Origin of the sequence: Methanosarcina spelaei (assembly GCF_002287235.1) — an archaeon.
In the GTDB taxonomy this organism is placed as follows: domain Archaea; phylum Halobacteriota; class Methanosarcinia; order Methanosarcinales; family Methanosarcinaceae; genus Methanosarcina; species Methanosarcina spelaei.
In genome coordinates this window covers 19,700-37,354 of record NZ_LMVP01000235.1, presented here as the reverse complement: position 1 = coordinate 37,354, position 17,655 = coordinate 19,700, and the positions used below count along the sequence as shown (strand labels likewise).

At 42.3% G+C, this 17,655-nt stretch carries 10 protein-coding genes and 1 pseudogene; 5 read left to right on the top strand and 6 right to left on the bottom strand.

Annotation, left to right across the window (positions count from 1 at the left end):
- The first annotated feature begins 740 nt into the window (after positions 1–740).
- The 3 genes from ASJ81_RS11985 to ASJ81_RS11975 all read left to right on the top strand — a co-directional run bounded on the left by ASJ81_RS11985 (position 741) and on the right by ASJ81_RS11975 (position 4,495).
- Complete coding sequence (locus ASJ81_RS11985; protein WP_095644646.1) at positions 741–1,124, top strand: response regulator; 384 nt, start codon at positions 741–743, stop codon at positions 1,122–1,124.
- Positions 1,125–1,557: 433 nt separating this feature from the next.
- On the top strand, positions 1,558–3,039 hold the full coding sequence (locus ASJ81_RS11980) for an aldehyde dehydrogenase family protein (RefSeq protein WP_095644645.1): 1,482 nt from the start codon (positions 1,558–1,560) through the stop codon (positions 3,037–3,039).
- Complete coding sequence (locus ASJ81_RS11975) at positions 3,023–4,495, top strand: aminotransferase class III-fold pyridoxal phosphate-dependent enzyme (protein ID WP_245860106.1); 1,473 nt, start codon at positions 3,023–3,025, stop codon at positions 4,493–4,495. The genes ASJ81_RS11980 and ASJ81_RS11975 overlap by 17 nt, the downstream gene beginning before the upstream one ends.
- Before the next feature lie 586 nt (positions 4,496–5,081).
- Here the strand turns inward: ASJ81_RS11975 and ASJ81_RS11970 are convergent.
- The 6 genes and pseudogenes from ASJ81_RS11970 to ASJ81_RS11945 all read right to left on the bottom strand — a co-directional run bounded on the left by ASJ81_RS11970 (position 5,082) and on the right by ASJ81_RS11945 (position 11,635).
- The gene (locus ASJ81_RS11970; RefSeq protein WP_095644644.1) at positions 5,082–5,597 is read right to left on the bottom strand and encodes a hypothetical protein; all 516 of its coding nucleotides are present in this window, start codon (positions 5,595–5,597) and stop codon (positions 5,082–5,084) included.
- A 196-nt stretch (positions 5,598–5,793) separates the two neighbouring features.
- A pseudogene (locus ASJ81_RS11965) lies at positions 5,794–6,732 on the bottom strand (ankyrin repeat domain-containing protein); the annotation flags it as partial.
- A gap of 257 nt (positions 6,733–6,989) precedes the next feature.
- Complete coding sequence (locus tag ASJ81_RS11960) at positions 6,990–7,841, bottom strand: tetratricopeptide repeat protein (protein ID WP_245860105.1); 852 nt, start codon at positions 7,839–7,841, stop codon at positions 6,990–6,992.
- A 284-nt stretch (positions 7,842–8,125) separates the two neighbouring features.
- Positions 8,126–9,064: a glycine betaine ABC transporter substrate-binding protein gene (locus ASJ81_RS11955; protein WP_095644642.1), complete on the bottom strand. Its 939-nt coding sequence runs from the start codon at positions 9,062–9,064 to the stop codon at positions 8,126–8,128.
- 190 nt (positions 9,065–9,254) lie between these two features.
- Entirely contained in the window at positions 9,255–10,085 is an 831-nt protein-coding gene (locus ASJ81_RS11950; protein ID WP_095644641.1) for an ABC transporter permease, read from the bottom strand.
- Positions 10,079–11,635, bottom strand: coding sequence for a quaternary amine ABC transporter ATP-binding protein (locus tag ASJ81_RS11945; protein ID WP_095644640.1), 1,557 nt, complete (start codon positions 11,633–11,635; stop codon positions 10,079–10,081). Before ASJ81_RS11945 ends, ASJ81_RS11950 begins: the two co-directional genes overlap by 7 nt.
- 1,524 nt (positions 11,636–13,159) lie before the next feature.
- Here ASJ81_RS11945 and carA point away from each other — a divergent pair.
- Together carA and carB are read left to right on the top strand one after the other, a co-directional pair.
- Complete coding sequence (carA, locus tag ASJ81_RS11940) at positions 13,160–14,266, top strand: glutamine-hydrolyzing carbamoyl-phosphate synthase small subunit (protein ID WP_095644639.1); 1,107 nt, start codon at positions 13,160–13,162, stop codon at positions 14,264–14,266.
- Entirely contained in the window at positions 14,266–17,478 is a 3,213-nt protein-coding gene (gene carB / locus ASJ81_RS11935) for a carbamoyl-phosphate synthase large subunit (protein ID WP_095644638.1), read from the top strand. Before carA ends, carB begins: the two co-directional genes overlap by 1 nt.
- Positions 17,479–17,655: the final 177 nt, after the last annotated feature.

The following is a 17,655-nucleotide window of genomic DNA, read 5'->3' as shown; positions in this document are numbered from 1 at the left end:
CATATGTGATAGAGTTGGCGGTACATTTGGGATGCCATCTCTGGCTCAATTAATCGGAGAAAAAAGCTCAATAAGCAGAAATTGAGAGCTTTCCACTCAATTTGAAGAGGATACGTTTTTTCTATTGTTTTTCTTTGTTTTTTCGTTGTTTATTCTTCATTTACTCTTCTTTTATTCTTCATTGACTTTTCTTTTATTCTTCATTGACTTTTCTTTTATTCTTCACTTACTCTTCTTTTATTCTTCTTTTACTCTTCTTTTATTCTTCTTTTATTCTTCTTTTACTCTTCTTTTATTCTCCATTTTCTTTTTTATTCGTTATCTTCTTAAGAAATACTTTTACTTCTCCTCATACCTGTATTCTTCCTTCAAGAATGCTTTAGATCAGATAGCGAGCTGATCCCAAAACTAAAAATTGCTTCTCTGAATCCTGTATTTCGAATGATCACTCAAGTTTCTGATCATGACAACAATCCTGAAAATTCTTGATGATTAAGAACTAAATGGCTTTTGGGATAGGCTCAGCATAAAAGAACAGATTTTTATCTCTGAAATACAAAAATTCTCATTCCAGAATGACAGAAACTTCCATTTGTGAAGGAAAGAAGATAACTTTTTATATTAATTAAGACATTTATATTAGTGGTAGTTGTGGGTAAGATTTTGGTAAATAGGAGATGATAAGTGGTGTAATGACCCACAAGAAGGTTGCAAGATAATAACATCAGGAGAAGATCCCCGTGAAAATACTGCTTGTAGATGATGACCCTTTGTTTTTGGAGCTATCAAAGACCTTCTTAGAAGTCTTCCATGATATAACTTCGGACACTGTAAATTCTGCAAGGGAAGCCCTTCAAAGGCTGGAACAATATTCCTATGACGTGGTAGTCTCAGATTATGATATGCCTTTGATGGACGGCATCACGTTCTTGAAAACTATTCGTGACAAAAGGATTGACACACCCTTTATCCTGTTCACAGGTGTGGGTAGAGACGAACTTATGCATCAGGCAATCGAGAATGGTGCAGACTCCTTTATTCAGAAAATCGGGGATCCAAAAACCCAGTTTTCTGAGCTGTCCAAAAGAATCTGGCAGACTGTCAGTAGTAACACAGGCTACTAAAAAAACAAAGTAAGAACTAACCCTGCGTTAGTTCTCAACCAGATTAAAATTATTTATGCCTGTCAATAGCTGTTGCTGAGCCGATTTTCTGATCTTTTTTTCTTTAAAGACTTTTAAAAAGCATAACATATAACATTCTGTACTTTATTTAACCTTAATCAATTGTACTCAATCTTATACGTTTTTATTAGTCCAGTAAAAATTTATTTAGTTACTTATGTTTTTATATTTAGTTACTTATGTTTTTATATTTAGTTACTTATGTTTTTATATTTAGTTACTTATGTTTTTATATTTAGTCATATATGTCTTTATTTCTTCTCATGTATTCAACTAAAAACAGATTCTCTAGCAGGTCAGAAAAAACCTTCTGTACCAAAAGATTTCTGGAATATATTTATTTCCTTGTATATTCATGCTTTATAGGGGTTTTATGGTTCAGGAATACAAGTTGTTTATAGGGGGAGAATTTAAAGACTCGTCAACCGGAGTGACTTTTGAAGATATAAATCCGACTACTCTGGAAAGCCTGGCAGCAATACAGGTAGCTGGAACCGAGGACGTGGACAGGGCAGTTGAGGCTGCTGAAGCAGGGTTCAGGCTCTGGAGCGAAATCCCGGCTGCAAAGAGAGCTGAGGTACTCTTCAAGGCAGCCAGAATTTTACAGGAAAGGAAAGAAGAACTTGCTGTCCTTATGACAAAAGAGATGGGAAAAGTACTCCCTGAGACAAGGGGAGATGTACAGGAAGCCATTGATATCACAAATTATGCCGCAGGGGAAGGAAGGCGGATGCTTGGGGAGACAACGACTTCCGAACTCAAGGAAAAGTTCTGCATGACCGTACTTAGGCCGATAGGGATAGTCGGCTTAATAACGCCCTGGAACTTTCCGATTGCCATTCCTTCATGGAAGATTATGCCAGCCCTTGTAGCTGGAAATGCAATTGTTTTCAAGCCTGCAAGTGATACACCTCTACTTGCCTTCAAGCTAATAGAGGTGCTTAGTGAAGCAGGGTTGCCTCCCGGAGTAATAAATCTGGTAACAGGACCCGGAGGAACTGTTGGGAAGGCTGTAGTCCAGCACCCTCGCATAAAGGCTATTTCCTTTACAGGCAGCCTTGATACCGGGAAATGGGTAATGGAAGAGTGTTCAAAAACCATGAAAAGGGTCTCTCTGGAACTCGGAGGCAAAAATCCGGTAATTGTTATGGACGATGCCGACCTTGAACTGGCTCTTGAGGGTGTGTTATGGGGAGCTTTCGGAACTACAGGACAGCGCTGTACTGCTACGAGCAGACTGATTCTACATGAGATGATAAAAGACGAATTCATAAAAAGGCTGCTTGCAAAAGTAAAATCTCTCAGGATAGGTAACGGGCTCTTGCCTGAGACGGATATCGGACCTGTAATCAATAAAGCACAGCTTGAGAAGACCGAGAGATACGTGAAAATAGGAAAAGAAGAAGGAGCAACTCTTCTTTATGGAGGAAACAGAACTGATCCCGGGCTTCCCGGTTATTTCTTCGAACCTACATTATTTACGGACCTTAGACCAAACATGAGGATTGCACAGGAAGAAATTTTCGGGCCAGTACTCGGGATCTTCACGGTTTCAGATCTTGAAGAGGCAATCGAACTTGCCAATAACACCAAGTACGGACTTTCTTCGGCAATCTATACAAAAAGTGTAGGAAACGCTTTCAGGGCAATTGAAAAAATCGAAGCAGGAATCACGTATGTTAATGCTCCCACAATAGGGGCTGAAGTCCATCTTCCCTTTGGAGGCGTTAAAGGGACAGGAAACGGTTTTCGAGAAGCCGGTACCGAGGCCATCAAGGAATTTTCCGAGGTAAAAGCCGTGTATATAGACTACAGCGGCAGATTGCAAAAAGCTCAGATTGATTCAGCGGAGTAAAATTTATAGGAGTAAGGTTCGAGAGCGTAAAGAAACTGGGGAGGAATGTATTCTGGCTCAGAAGAAAACCGAAGAATTTGAAAAGAATCAGGGAGCGGAAAAATCGGGGGAAAACAAAGCAATGGAAGCTGGGCAGTACCTTGATTTTTTTGAACATGAAGCAGGAATGTTTAATATCGTCGGTCCTAAAGCCAGGAAAATTATCGGGCAGGACTGCAATATAATATCTGCCTGTGCAGCCCGCCCTTATCCTCTGGTTGTAGACAGCGCAAAGGGTTCCGTAATCAGGGATGTTGATGGGAGGGAGTACATTGACCTGGTTGCAGGAATTGCTGTTATGAATGCAGGCTACTCCAACCCTGAAGTTAAAGCTGCAATTTCATCTCAACTTGAAAAAATGACTCACTGCGCATATGGAGATTTTTTTGCTGAGCCACCTGTGAAGCTTGCAAAAAAGTTAGAAGAGCTTTCCAGCTATTCAAAAGTATTTTACTGCAATAGCGGGACTGAAGCCGTAGAAGCTGCAATCAAACTCGCCTTCTGGAAAACAAAACGGCAGGGCCTTATCTCCTTTTATAACTCCTTTCATGGTCGGACTCTTGGCTCTCTTTCTCTTACCTGTTCAAAAGCCAGGCAAAAGGAACATTTTCCTGCTATCCGCACAGCTCATTCCCACTATGCTTACTGTTATCGCTGTCCCTTTAAACTGGAGTATCCTTCCTGCGGGATTGAGTGTGCAAAAGAGCTTGAAAACCTGATTTTCAGGCGGGAACTGAGCCCGAAGGATACAGCTGCCGTTTTCGTGGAACCTGTTCAGGGAGAAGGTGGGTATATCGTTCCTCCACCTGAATTCCATAGGGAAGTAAGGCAGATCTGTACCGATAACGATGTCCTCCTTGTAGCTGATGAAGTCCAGACAGGCTGCTTCAGGACAGGCCCTTTTCTTGCAATGGAAAATTTTGGGGTCAGAACTGAAATCTCGTGCCTTGCAAAAGCTCTTGGAGGAGGGCTTCCAATGGGGGCAATGCTCGCAGACCGCAAGCTTATGGACTGGCCCCAGGGCGTCCATTCAAATACCTTTGGAGGAAATCTTCTTGCTTCAGCCGCGTCACTTTCATCCCTCGAGTTTCTGGAGAAGGAAAATATAAAGAATAGGGTAAAGGAGCTTGGTTTCAAAATGAAACAACTGCTTAGGGAGCTTCAGGAAAACTTTCCATTCATTGGGGACGTACGTGGCCTCGGTATGATGGTCGGAGTCGAGATTGTGAAACCCGATAAATCAATAGACCCTATACGAAGGGATAGAATTCTCAGGGAAGCTTTCAAAGAAGGAATTCTGCTTCTTCCCTGTGGAGATTCCGTAATTCGTTTCTCTCCACCACTGGTTATTACGGATGAAGAACTTGACTCTGGACTCGAGAAGTTCCAAAAGGCTCTGAATAAAGCAGGCACTTAAGCTTTAGAAAAAATAATGAAACTAAGAGTTTCCGAACATGAGTAAAAAGCGAAATAACTTCTTAAACGAGTTTTCAGTCTTCAAGAATAAGTCAAATGTTAGTTCAATATTCTTCTGTCTAAAAATCAGATAAAAATTGTAAAGTTTTTATGTAAAAATGCCATATATAGTAATATGGAGTATAAGAAAAATGATATGTTTGAGAACGATAGTTTCGCTTTGATCATTTTCATTACTGCTATTGCAATAGCAGTAAGTCTCTTAGGGATAATTATCTGTATCAAGGTAACACACCTATAAAACTGGTAAAAAGCCTAAACTGGTAAAAAGCTAAACTGGTAAAAAGCTAAACTGGTAAAAAGCTAAACTGGTAAAAAAGACTGCCTTTTTCATTAAACAATTAAACGATTTTTCCAAATGTAAAAATAAAAAAGAGAAGATATTTTTCCTGTCTTCTCACCCCTTTCTTTATACCTTTCTTTATACCTTTCTTTATACCTTTCTTTATACCTTTCTTTATATCTTTCTTTATATCTTTCTTTATACCTTTCTTTAACCTTTCTTTAACCTTTCTTTATACCTTTCTTTATACCTTTTTTTGTTCCTTGTCTTTCTCAACTTCACTCAACCTATCTTCAGTCTGCCTGAGCGTTAAAAGCCTGCTTGAAAGAGGAGCCATAGGAAGGTGGTCTGTGCTAAGGGGACAGATTCTTGACTCTGTCAGCATTCTTCCAGGTAGGTCAGGAAAGATCTCAAGCCCTTTTCCTACAGGTATTCTTGAGCTTTCGAGTACGGATTCCAAACGACCGGCAGATTTGATTCCGGTAAATGAGCTGGAAACAAGCCTTGGAAGAGTTTCCTGACTCAAGCGGAGGTGGTCAGAAGAAGAAAGTCCAAGATCCCTGTCAGACGAGAGACGTTTATTGAAATCAGGCATAAGTCCTCTGAACTGGTCAAGGACTGGATTTGAAAAAGTAACTGATTCGTAAGTATGAGTGAGATTTCCGGCAAGGGCCTTATTGCGGTCTGCACGGTCAGTTAAGTGAGAAGGTAAAGCTGAATTTTCGGGTTTACTGTCATTCATAGCAGTAAGGATTGTCACGATGGTATATCAATTATACGAGGCTTTTCCATATGAGTGCTTTTCCTATTTTCTTCACTGTAATTTCACTGTAATCAAAAATTCCGGTGATTTTTAATAAGCACCTTATTATTCTATATAAGCGCCTTATTCTATTACACTTATTTTATTGTATTTCTCGTTGTAACAGCCTGTAAAGTTCATCCTTCTGATAAACTCAAGACCTGGGACTTAAACCATTTTTAATAAGTAAGTCAACAATCTCATTAAATCCCATTTCTTCAGCAATATCCAGAGCAGTATTACAATTTTCATCCTGAATATTAAGGTCGGCACCATTTTTAATAAGCAAATCAACAATGTCCGTACGCCCCGCTTGTGCCGATAACATCAAAGCGGTAAGCCCGTTTTCTTCTTGAATATTAAGATTGGCACCACTTTCAAGAAACAGGTCTACAATGTCCCTGTATCCTCTATCTGCTGCATAAATCAAGGCTGTGTTGCCGTTTTTGTCCTGAACGTCAAGATCGGCTCCTGCATTAACAAGTAACTCAACAATAATTTTATGTCCGATCTTTGTTGCAGCAATCAAAGCAGTGTTAAGGTTTTTGTCCTGAAGATTAACATCTGCTCCAGCTTTAATTAGCAGTTCAACAATATCCTTTTGTCCCCTATCTGCAGCAGAAATCAAAGCAGTTTCACTGTTCCGGTCCTGAATATCAGGATCGGCTCCACCTTCAAGAAGAAGCTCAACAATGTTCCTGTATCCTACTTTTACCGCAAACTTCAAAGCAGTCTCGCAGTTTCCATCCTGAATATTAAGGTCAGCACCGCTTTTAATGAGCAGCTCAACAATATCTCCACGTTCGACTTTTGCCGCACAAATTAAAGCGGTATCCCCGTTTTCATCCTGAATATTAAGATCGGCACCGCCTTTAATAAGCACTTCTACAACGTCTCTGTATCCTTTATTAACCGCATAATTTAAAGCAGTTTTACCGTATGCGTCCTGCGAGTTAATGTCAACTTTATCGCTTTTCAGAAGTTTTTCTACGTTTCTTACCTGCCCTATCTTAGAAGCCTCAAAAAGATTTTGAGTTTTATCTTTACCAAATAAGTTAGATATGAAGTCCATCACTGTTTTCTCCTTAAATATCGAATGTTTTGTATTAACCAGATTGTAACTATCCTGGCATCTTTGATTGATGCACGGAATTAAAAATACAATTTTTATCGCTCAGACAAAATATAATTATAACTCAAAGAAAATATAAGTTTTACCACTCAGCATCGCGAAATTATATAAGATATATTGATTCAGGTTATCAATTCTTCCTTTTGGATGTGGAAAATAGACACCTCAAGAGTAAGAAGAACTGAATGCAATATCCTAAACTCAATTCCGGCTAATAATCACTCATTAATTTTCGCTTCACAAAACTCTTTTCCTTTCTCAGCGGCTTCATTTCCAGGGCTGAGTTTCAGGGCCCGTATATAGCACTTGAAAGCCTCACCGTATTCGGCAAATTCACAAAGCAAATCCCCTCCGCTAAGAAGAGAGTTGAGGTGGTCGGGGTTGCTTTCAAGAGCTTTCCTGAGTGAATTGAGGGCTTTTTCCCTTTCTCCAAGCTCAAGAAGCACGTTGCCTTTCCAGTACCAGGTCTCAGCATTATCAGGCTTCATAATAGGTGCCTTATTCCGGGAAAAGAAACTGAACCTGGGAATTTTGCAGGCCCAGTCCGAGGCTTTCCTGGGTTCGGTTGCCAGAGCGCGATCGAAAGTCTCAAGAGCCTTTTTCAGGAGTCCCATCCTGAAATATACTATGCCTTTGCTGGTCAGGATTTTTGAGGATTTCGGGTCAAATGCAAGCGCTTCTTCGAAAGCTTCAAGGGCTTCCTCGTTCCGGCCCAGAGCTGATAGCACGAAACCCCGGTTGGACCACTCGGTAGGGTTTTCAGGCTTAAGTTCAAGGGCGGCATCAACGATTTCCAGGGCTTCTCCATACCTTTCAAGCTTGAAAAGAGCCATCCCGTAACACGATCTGGCCTCGAGGGCTTTTTCAAGAAACTCTTTCCCTCGTGTCTCTTTTCCTTTTTCGAAAAGCAGATCTGCCATTTCTTTCCAGGCATCAGCTGCTTCTCCATAGGCAGCAAGCGCGTCTTCAAACCTCCCTACCTTAAAGGAAATTCTGCCTTTTTTGCAGTTTTCCTCAGCCGTTCTGTCAAGTTCTTTAAGTTTATTTGCCATTTTTGCCATTTTTACCATTTTTCTGCCTCTTTTCTGCCTTATATATAGAAAGAACTATCAAAATTCGTATCCTCAAAACTTGAACTGCCATAATTCGCATTCTGAGGTGGTATTCTAAGGTAATCCACTTTGAATCTGAAAAATTATCCTGATAAACAATTGGTATTTTATAATATATAATAATTTAAACTCACCTGGCGGTGCCTTCTAAAGTAATAAAAACAGCGAAAATCTAAGGAAGAAACATGGAAGTAAAAACGTATAAAAAGAAACGTATAAAAAATAGATAAAGGGAAAGAAATTTACTCTTTTCCAATCCACTCATTAACTTTTTGCGGATTGTTTTCAACCCATTTTTCTGCGGCTGCTTCAGGCGTCGTTCCGTTTTCGATATCCATCATGACAACCTGGATATCATCGTGAGTCCACTTGAAACGGGTCAGGATGCCGTAGAGATTGGGTTTTTCTTCATTAAGGCCGAGCCTTGCCAGGGTCTCAACATGATCGGCATCACCATATGCGCCTTTAGGATCGTCAAGGTACTTAAGATCCCATCGATTGAAAGCCCAGTGAGGAGACCATAGAGTAACAACTATCCATTCTTTGGAATCCAAAGCTTTTTTCAGGGACGCAGTCATTGCTGCACTGCTGCCTGAGACAAGCTCCATTTTCAGGCCATAATCGGAAATTGCGGTTTCTGAAGCCTGCATTATGCCTGCTCCGGGTTCGATCCCGATTATCTTCCCATTAAATTTGTCCTTTTCTGAATTGAGTTCCTCAATAGAATTGATAGGTACGTAAGAGGGGACAGCAAGCCCGATTTTACAATCTTCAAGGTTTGTCTGGACAGGATCAAGCCGGTCACCGTAAACTTCCCAGTAATGCTTGTGGGTATAGGGAAGCCATGCCGAAGTAGTGAAATCAAACTGCCCATCAGCAAGTTCCTGATAAAGTGGACCTGCATCAACTGCAGTTATTTCCACATTTTTATATCCTGCTTTTTTGAGCACCTGCTGCATCACATTAGTACTTGCAATCTCACCGTCCCATAAGACATATCCTATCTTTACAGGCTCACTGAATTCGGATGTTCCTGTTGCTGTCGGAGTTTCCGTTCCTTCCGCAGTTTCGTTTCCCTTTTCGGAACAACCTGCTGCAAGAAGAGCAAGCCCTATGATCAGGCAGATTGCCAGAACAGATCCAAGCTTCTTTACGTTCAAATTAAACTTCGTATTGGTCAAAAATATCTACAACCTATTTGAATTTCTTTCAGTTTATCTAGTTTTTTTGAGTTTTTCAGGGTTTGAAATGAATGGTGCACATTCTTTCGGGGATTAAGAAGGCGACCCTGTTAAAGTGAAGAGCTCTATCCTGAGTTCCCTTTAAGGAAGGATCAGGAAATTTTAAGGAAGGATCAGGAAAGGAGCTTTTTTACCTGGGGCTTAGATTCTGGGTAATCCGGTCCAGGAAAACTGCGATTATGACAATCGAAAGCCCTGCTTCAAAGCCCATGCCAATGTCAACACGCTGAATCCCTAGAAGGACCTGGTACCCAAGCCCCCTGGCCCCGATCATGGCTGCGATTACAACCATCGAAAGAGAGAGCATAATGCACTGGTTGACCCCAGCCATTATGGTCGGAAGCGCTACAGGCAGTTCAACCTTGGAAAGTTTCTGCCAGCTCGTGGAGCCAAAGGCATCTGCAACTTCAATAAGTTCTTTTGGAACCTGTCTTATCCCAAGGTTTGTGAGCCTTATTGCAGGTGGCATTGCAAAAACGACAGTTGCAATCATACTGGGCACATTTCCAAGCCCAAAGAAGATGAGTGCAGGGATAAGGTACACAAAAGACGGCATGGTCTGCATAAAGTCGAGTGCAGGCTTTAAAATACGGGAAAGTGTAGTGTTTTTTGCAGAAAGGATCCCCAGCGGAATCCCGATAATAAGTGCAAGCAGAGTAGACGAAAGCACAAGGGCAAGTGTCTCCATCGAGAGCGTCCAGAGCCCCATATTTTCAATAAGGAAAAAACCAATTGCAGTCCCGGCTGCAAGTTTGATGTTGCGTTTTCCTACAAAGTATGCTAGCAGGAAAATCCCAGCGATAAAAAGTTCTGGAGGCAGGAAAAGAAGTGCATTTTTTAAACTCGATATCAGGAAATCAAGTTGCTTGCTTATGATGTCCAGAAGCGGACCGAAGTTTGCTTCAGTCCAGTCCACAGCAAGTTCAACAGTATCTCCGACAGGTAACCGGAAGGTCAACATGTTTTCACCTCTGGCTCCTGCCCTGAGTCAGACCCGAGAGATTCTTTGGCAGTCAGTTCGGCGGGTACAGGCTCAATGTTAGTTCGGTTGTTAATTGGTACAGACTCAATGTCAGTTCGGTTGTTAATTGGTACAGACTCACTGTCAATTCCGTTGTTAATTATAGTATTCTGGGCATTCGGTACGCCTGAACTTTTTGAGGGAGGACCGGCTTCTCCTTCATTTTTACCTATCAGGACAGTTTTCTCAGCAGGCTTTCCTTCAAAAGTTTTCCCTGAAACGTTTCTTTCTTCTAAGGTTTTTTCTTCTGAGGTCTTTTTTTCTGGATTTCTTTCTTTTGAGGCTTCATTCTGCCCGTTTTCTCCAGCTATTGCAAGAGCACCAAGTACAGTGCCCCGGACTATAATCCCAAGCAGTTTTCCTGAATCATTGACCACAGCAAGGGGGTACTGGCTTTCCGCAATCAAGGGAATCACCTCATTAAGAGACCTGTCTGGAGCCACACGTGGAGCCTCCAGAAACATTGCTGCTTCAAGGTTCTTCCCGCTCCTAAGAGCTTCAAGTGCACCACTTATCATGAGTATGCCTTTCAGGTGCCTGTTCTTTCCCTCAACTACATAAATCGAGGAAATCCCATAATCTTTCATCAACTGAATAGCAACCCTGGGCCCGGAATTGATAGACACTAGCGGTTCAGGTCGTTTCATAACCGATTCAGCGGTAAGGATTTTAGACCTGTCAACACCTGCAACGAACCTTGAGACATAGGAATTTGCAGGTTCAGTCAGGATCTCTTCAGGAGTCCCGATCTGGACTACTTCACCGTCTTTCATGAGGGCAATTCGGTCCCCGAGTTTCAGGGCTTCATCCAGGTCATGGGAGACAAAGATAATTGTTTTCTGCATCCTGTTCTCAAGGGCAAGCAGCTCTTCCTGCATCTCGTTCCTGATAAGTGGATCAAGGGCGCTGAAAGCTTCGTCCATGAGCAGGATATCGGGGTCGTTTGCAAGCGCCCTTGCGATGCCTACCCTCTGTTTCATTCCTCCGCTAAGCTGGGTGATTTTGCTCTCTTCGTGTCCCTTAAGCCCTACATTCTCAATCGCCTTTATAGCTTTATTATGGCGTTCGTCTTTTGAGATTCCCTGAATCTCAAGCCCGTAAGCCACATTGTCGAGTACATTCCTGTGCGAGAGCAGAGCAAAGTTCTGAAAAACCATGCCCAGTTTGACCCTGCGGACCCTTCTCAGTTCTTCAGGATTCATTGTAACAATATCCTGCCCGTCGATTAGGATCTGCCCGCCTGTGGGTTTGATCAGCCGGTTGATACAGCGTAAAAGAGTAGATTTTCCTGAACCGGAAAGCCCCATGATTACGAAAATCTCTCCCTCGTAGACCTCAAAACTAACATTGTTGAGCCCTACAGTCTGTTTTGTTTTTTCAAAAATTTCTTTTTTGGATAAGCCTTCTTTTAGAAAGGAGAGTACTTTCTGGGGATTCTTACCAAAAATTTTAGTAATATTTCGGATTTCGATTTTTACATTTTTGTCCATATAATTATACCAGTTTAACTAAAGTGGTTTGTAAAAATTATCATCAGTCTTTATGAAAGGTAAAAATTACCACAAAAACTCAGTTTAATAAAAATTAGATTTTGTTGTGATTAGTTTTCTCGTCTGTAGGATAAATTCAAGACAAGCGAGAATCTAGATTTGTATAAAGAGATCTTGCCAAAGAATACCAAAATGTTCCCGAGAAACCGAGCGAGCGATCCGAAACATACCCCATCCTGCAGGGTGGAATGGCCGCACGCAATTTGATTTTTAGCAGCTTAAACAGCTTTTCTCCTCAGCTGTAATATTTTCCCCAATTACATATAGTATTTTTGCAAAATATTTTTATAGTATGAATAATTGGGCTCAGTATCAAAATCTTGCTTTCCGCAGATGGCCTTCTAATTTTTTTAAGTTTTCCTGCTATTGTTTTTTTGAAAACCGTCTTGATTACTCAAAAGTGTATTTTTGAAATTTTCCAAACTTTTTGGCCTTTTGCCTTCATTGAGCACTTCCATAAGCCACATTCCTAAGCTTCAGTTGAGGATAACAACTGCAAATTTTTAAATAATTCTCCAAAAACGATAACAAGAATAATGTTGTTTTTTTGAAGGCACCTGCGGAAAGTCCGAACATCCAGTGATGAACATAAAATAAAAAATCACTATATTTTGTAATTGGTTACAATCCTTGAGATGTAACTTTGGAGTTGAAGCCTTTAGATGTCGAATATTAATTTTGATGAAAACCGGATTCTTCTTGCGAATTCAGATTTTCAATCAAGAAATGCAAAAATCACTAGATTTTGGAACAGAGTTCCTGTAAGTAAGCATTAATACCAGGAGTTTATCCCAAAACTCAATATTGGTTTCCTGAATCTCGAATTTTAAATGATTAGTCAAGTTTCTTGTCATGGAATATAGTTCTGAAACTTTTATAGATTTAAAAAGAAACTTGGTATGGGATGAGCTCCAGAACTATACCAAGAATTACCTCTACAACTATTTTTTGCGCGAATCCACATGTTGAGCCAGACAATTTTCTGTCAGAAAGCATACTTGAAAGCCTACCCTCTATTTCGTAAGATACGTAAATGAGGTCGGAAATACCGGAAAAAGTTTACCTCTATTTTATTTATAATACTTACCTTTATACTTTATATGAAACTTGAGATAAAAAAGGTTTTTAGTATTCAGTTACAATACTGTTAGTTATATATAATATTGTCAGGCCTGCTTTTAGTTATGCTGGCAGTTGCGCAGATTATCTATCAGTTGCGGCAAAGGGGTTGAGAGTATGTGCACCACAAGAAGACATTACGTTTTCTTTCAGGCTCAATTTTGTAAGGGTCTTGATTCAACTAAAAGGCGGTGTAAAAAGAGAGAACATAAATTAAAGGACCGTTTAATTTAATTGAAATATTTATATATTAAAAAACTCAAAAAATATCAGTAATTAAAGGAATTGGGAAATTCATCGTAACACTTATACATGTCTTATGATATTTACTCGCAGGTTCAGATGATGAAAGCAGTACTAGGCTTAGAAGACGGAACAGTTATTAAGGGCACCGGTTTTGGTGCCGAAGGCACAGCTTGCGGCGAACTTGTTTTTACCACTCAATTCACGGGATATGAGGAGGCCCTAACAGATCCTTCTTACAAGGGTCAGATTTTAATGTTCACTTACCCCCTTATCGGAAACTACGGTGTCAGCGGGGAGCGCGTCCAGTCCGATAACATGCATGCGGAAGGGCTTGTTGTAAGGGAGGCCTGCAAAAAGCCCTATCATTATAAATCATCCCGTTCAATTCACAATTTTTTAGAGGATGAAGGAAAGCCAGGAATTGAAGGTGTGGACACCCGTATGCTCACCATCAGGGCAAGGGAGCGCGGAACCATGAGGGCTGCCCTTATCACAGGCAGCGACGACGGAGAAGAGGCTGTTGATATAGCAAGGAACTCTCCACAGCTCACTGATGAAGAGCTGATCTCCCTTGTAACCTGTAAAGAGCCGTATTTCATTCCCGGAGCAGAAGGCGCCTGGAAAGGCGACAGCAAACGCAAACATGCGGTTATAGTTGACCTTGGGATTAAGCGCAATATCATAAACAACCTTCACAAACGGGGAATTGACCTTACTCTGGTTCCTGCAACTGCAAAACCCTCGGAAATTGCAGGTTACGAACCAGATCTTCTTTTTATCTCAAACGGGCCAGGAGACCCGGAAAAAGCAACGGATGCAATCAATGCCGTAAAGGCTTTTGCAGGCACGATTCCGGTTTGCGGGATCTGTTTCGGGCACCAGATTCTCTCCCTTGCTATGGGAGCAAAAACCTACAAGTTGAAATTCGGGCACAGGGGAGGAAACCAGCCAGTAAAGGACCTGATTGAAAATAAGATTTTCATAACCTCCCAGAACCATGGGTATGCAGTCGATGCTGACTCCCTTGATGGCACAGGGCTCTATGTAAAATACCTGAACGCAAATGACAGGACAGTAGAAGGGGTTTCCCACAAAGATCTGGATATTTTCAGTGTACAGTTCCATCCCGAAGCCCAGGCAGGGCCGATGGATACCGAGGAAACGTTCTTTGGCAAGGTTGTAAAGGTCCTCGGAGGTGAGGTTTAATGCCAAAACGCGAGGACATAAAGAAGGTTTTGCTTATAGGCTCAGGGCCAATAACTATAGGGCAGGCTGCGGAATTCGACTTTTCAGGCAGCCAGGCATGCAGGTCCTTAAAAGAAGAAGGTGTAAAGGTCGTTCTTGTAAACTCAAACCCTGCAACTATAATGACCGATCCTGAAATGGCTGATTCGGTCTATATCGAGCCTCTTGATGCCAAGATAATAGAAAAAATTATTGAAAAAGAGCGCCCTGACGGGATTATTGCAGGTATTGGGGGGCAGACAGGCCTTAATATTACCAGTGAACTTGCAGAAAATGGTGTGTTCGAAAAATACGGAGTCGAGATCCTGGGGACCCCTGTTGAAGCTATTAAAAACACTGAAGACAGGGAACTCTTCAAAGAGACGATGATCAGGATAGGGGAAAAAGTTCCCTTAAGCCGTGCAGTTAATTCTTTAAAAGAAGCTGAAGACGTTGTCGAAGAACTCGGGCTTCCTCTAATTGTCCGTCCGGCTTACACTCTCGGTGGTGCAGGAGGCGGAATTGCCCGCACAAAAGAAGAGCTGCTCGAAATCACTGAACGTGGGCTCAGGCGCAGTCGTATCAACCAGGTACTCATAGAAGAAAGTGTGCTTGGCTGGGCAGAGGTCGAATATGAGGTCATGAGAGATGCAAACGATACCTGTATCGTGATCTGTAACATGGAAAATATCGACCCTATGGGCGTGCACACCGGAGAATCGGCAGTTGTTGCTCCTTCCCAGACCTTAAGCGATGCAGAGCACCAGATGCTCAGGAGTGCCTCAATCAAGATTATCCGCGCCCTGAAGATCGAAGGTGGGTGCAATATTCAGTACGCCTTGAAAGAAGGCGATTATCGCATTGTCGAGGTAAATCCAAGGGTTTCAAGGTCATCAGCCCTTGCATCAAAGGCTACGGGTTACCCGATTGCCCGTGTAACTGCAAAGATCGCAATCGGAATGGCACTTGATGAGATTATAAATAATGTTACCAAGAGCACTCCTGCCTCTTTTGAACCTGCTCTGGACTATGTAATTACCAAAATTCCCAGGTGGCCTTTTGACAAATTCACAACTGCAGACAAAACCCTGACCACAGCCATGAAAAGTACAGGAGAAGTCATGGCTATTGGCAGGACTGTTGAAGAATCTCTGCTAAAGGCTTTCAAGTCCCTGGATATCGATAGCCAGTTAGGAATAAAACAATGGGAAGAGCCTGAAATTAAAACTCTCCTGAAGACTCCTACAAGCGAACGCCTTTTTGTGCTCTTCCATGCGCTTGAGAGGGGCATGTCGGTAAAGGAAATTGCCGAGCTTTCGAGCATCAATCCCTTCTTCATCTCAAAGATGAAAAAGATCGTTGAGATGGAAAAGCGCATCAGGGCAGAAGAACTTACTCCTGAACTCCTGCGCGAAGCAAAAAGGATGGGCTTTCCGGATATCCGCCTTGCCGAACTAACTGGAAAAACCAGCCAGGAAATAAGTGATCTCAGGCATGCTGCCGGTCTTGTGGCCACTTTCAAGATGGTAGATACCTGCGCAGCCGAGTTCGAAGCAGCTACTCCTTATTACTATTCTACTTACGAAGATGACTGCGAGACAAACTCCACAGATAAGAAGAAGATTCTTATTCTTGGAGCAGGCCCGATAAGGATTGGACAGGGAATCGAGTTTGACTACTGTACTGTGCATGCAGTTACTGCGCTTCGGGAAGAAGGCATAGAGACTCATATCATTAATAACAACCCCGAAACCGTATCTACGGACTTTGATACCTCAGACAAGCTCTTTTTTGAACCTCTTACCCTTGAGTATGTGATGAACGTAATCGAGCGTGAGAGGCCTGATGGAGTCCTTGTGCAGTTCGGAGGACAGACGTCAGTGAACCTTGCAATTCCCCTCAAGCAGGAATTGAAGCGCAGGACCGACCTTAATACCGTGATTCTGGGCACGGATCCTGATGATATGGACCTTGCCGAAGATAGGGAAAAGTTCTATCTCCTTATGCAGGAGCTTGGTGTTCCACAGCCTGAAGGCGGATATGCAACTTCCCATAAGGAAGCAATCGAGGTTGCAAAGAGGATCGGTTTCCCTGTACTTGTGCGTCCTTCCTACGTACTTGGCGGACGGGCAATGGAAATCGTATACGACGAAATCGACCTTGAACGCTATATGAAAGAGGCAGTCAGGGTCTCTCACGAACACCCTATACTGATTGATGATTTCCTTGAGGCAGCCTCTGAAATTGATGTGGATGCGGTCTGCGACCAGAAAGACGTACTGATCGGTGCAATAATGGAACACATCGAGGAGGCAGGTGTTCACTCAGGAGACTCGGCCTGTGTAATTCCACCTCAATCTCTCTCGCCTGAGGTTCTTGACCATGTAAGGGATTATACTCGGAAGATAGCTCTTGCCCTCAGGGTCAAGGGTTTGATTAACATACAGATGGCAGAAAAAGATGGGAAGGTCTATGTGCTTGAAGCAAACCCACGTTCAAGCAGGACAATTCCTTTTGTTTCAAAAGCCGTTGGAATTCCACTTGCAAAGATTGCAGCAAAGGTAATTGCAGGACACAGCTTAAAGAGCCTGGGCTACACGGACGAGCCAAAACCCAACCATGTCTCGATTAAGGAAGTCCTCCTACCTTTCGATAAATTGCCAGGTGCAGACCCTGTCCTCGGTCCTGAGATGAAAAGCACTGGCGAGGTCATGGGTGTTGACTACGACTTCGGGAGGGCATACTATAAGGCAGAGCTTGCAGCCGACAACGTCTTACCTCTTACAGGAAAAGTCTTCCTTTCCATAAGGAATGCAGACAAAACCGAACTTGTAGACGTTGCAAAGAAACTTCAGGCAGCAGGCCTTGAACTTATGGGCACGCAGGGCACTGTAAACTATCTTGCACAGCACGGGGTCTTCATGGATGTAGTGAAAAAGGTCCATGACGGAAGCCCGAATGTCATAGATATGATGCGCAGGGACGAGGTTGACCTTATAATCAATACCCCGACAAGCAAACAGTCTCGCAGGGACGGTTCAAGGATCAGGCGGGCAGCTGTTGATTTCAAGGTCCCGTACATTACCACATTGCAGGCAGCAATAGCCGCAGCTGCTGCCATAGAGACTATGAAGAAGGGAGAGGAACTTACGATCAAGTCCATCAACGAGTACCACAAAGAGATGGAAAAGTAAGTTGAAGTAACGAAAAAAGCTGTCAGCAGGTAACTCTTTAAGATTACCTGTTGAAGAGTAAGAGTACTGCTTAATAAAAAACGTCGGCCAACGGGAAATTTACGTGTGAATCACAGTCGGCAGGGTGGCTTTTACATCCTCCGACAAAACATGATTAGTTTTTGAATCTACCTGCTG

Excerpts from the sequence above, each read along its gene's own strand:
- carB (WP_095644638.1), top strand. The coding sequence starts at position 14,266 with ATGCCAAAACGCGAGGACATAAAGAAGGTTTTGCTTATAGGCTCAGGG.
- ASJ81_RS11980 (WP_095644645.1), top strand. The coding sequence starts at position 1,558 with ATGGTTCAGGAATACAAGTTGTTTATAGGGGGAGAATTTAAAGACTCG.
- ASJ81_RS11960 (WP_245860105.1), bottom strand. The coding sequence starts at position 7,841 with ATGGTAAAAATGGCAAAAATGGCAAATAAACTTAAAGAACTTGACAGA.
- ASJ81_RS11950 (WP_095644641.1), bottom strand. The coding sequence starts at position 10,085 with ATGTTGACCTTCCGGTTACCTGTCGGAGATACTGTTGAACTTGCTGTG.
- ASJ81_RS11945 (WP_095644640.1), bottom strand. The coding sequence starts at position 11,635 with ATGGACAAAAATGTAAAAATCGAAATCCGAAATATTACTAAAATTTTT.
- carA (WP_095644639.1), top strand. The coding sequence starts at position 13,160 with ATGAAAGCAGTACTAGGCTTAGAAGACGGAACAGTTATTAAGGGCACC.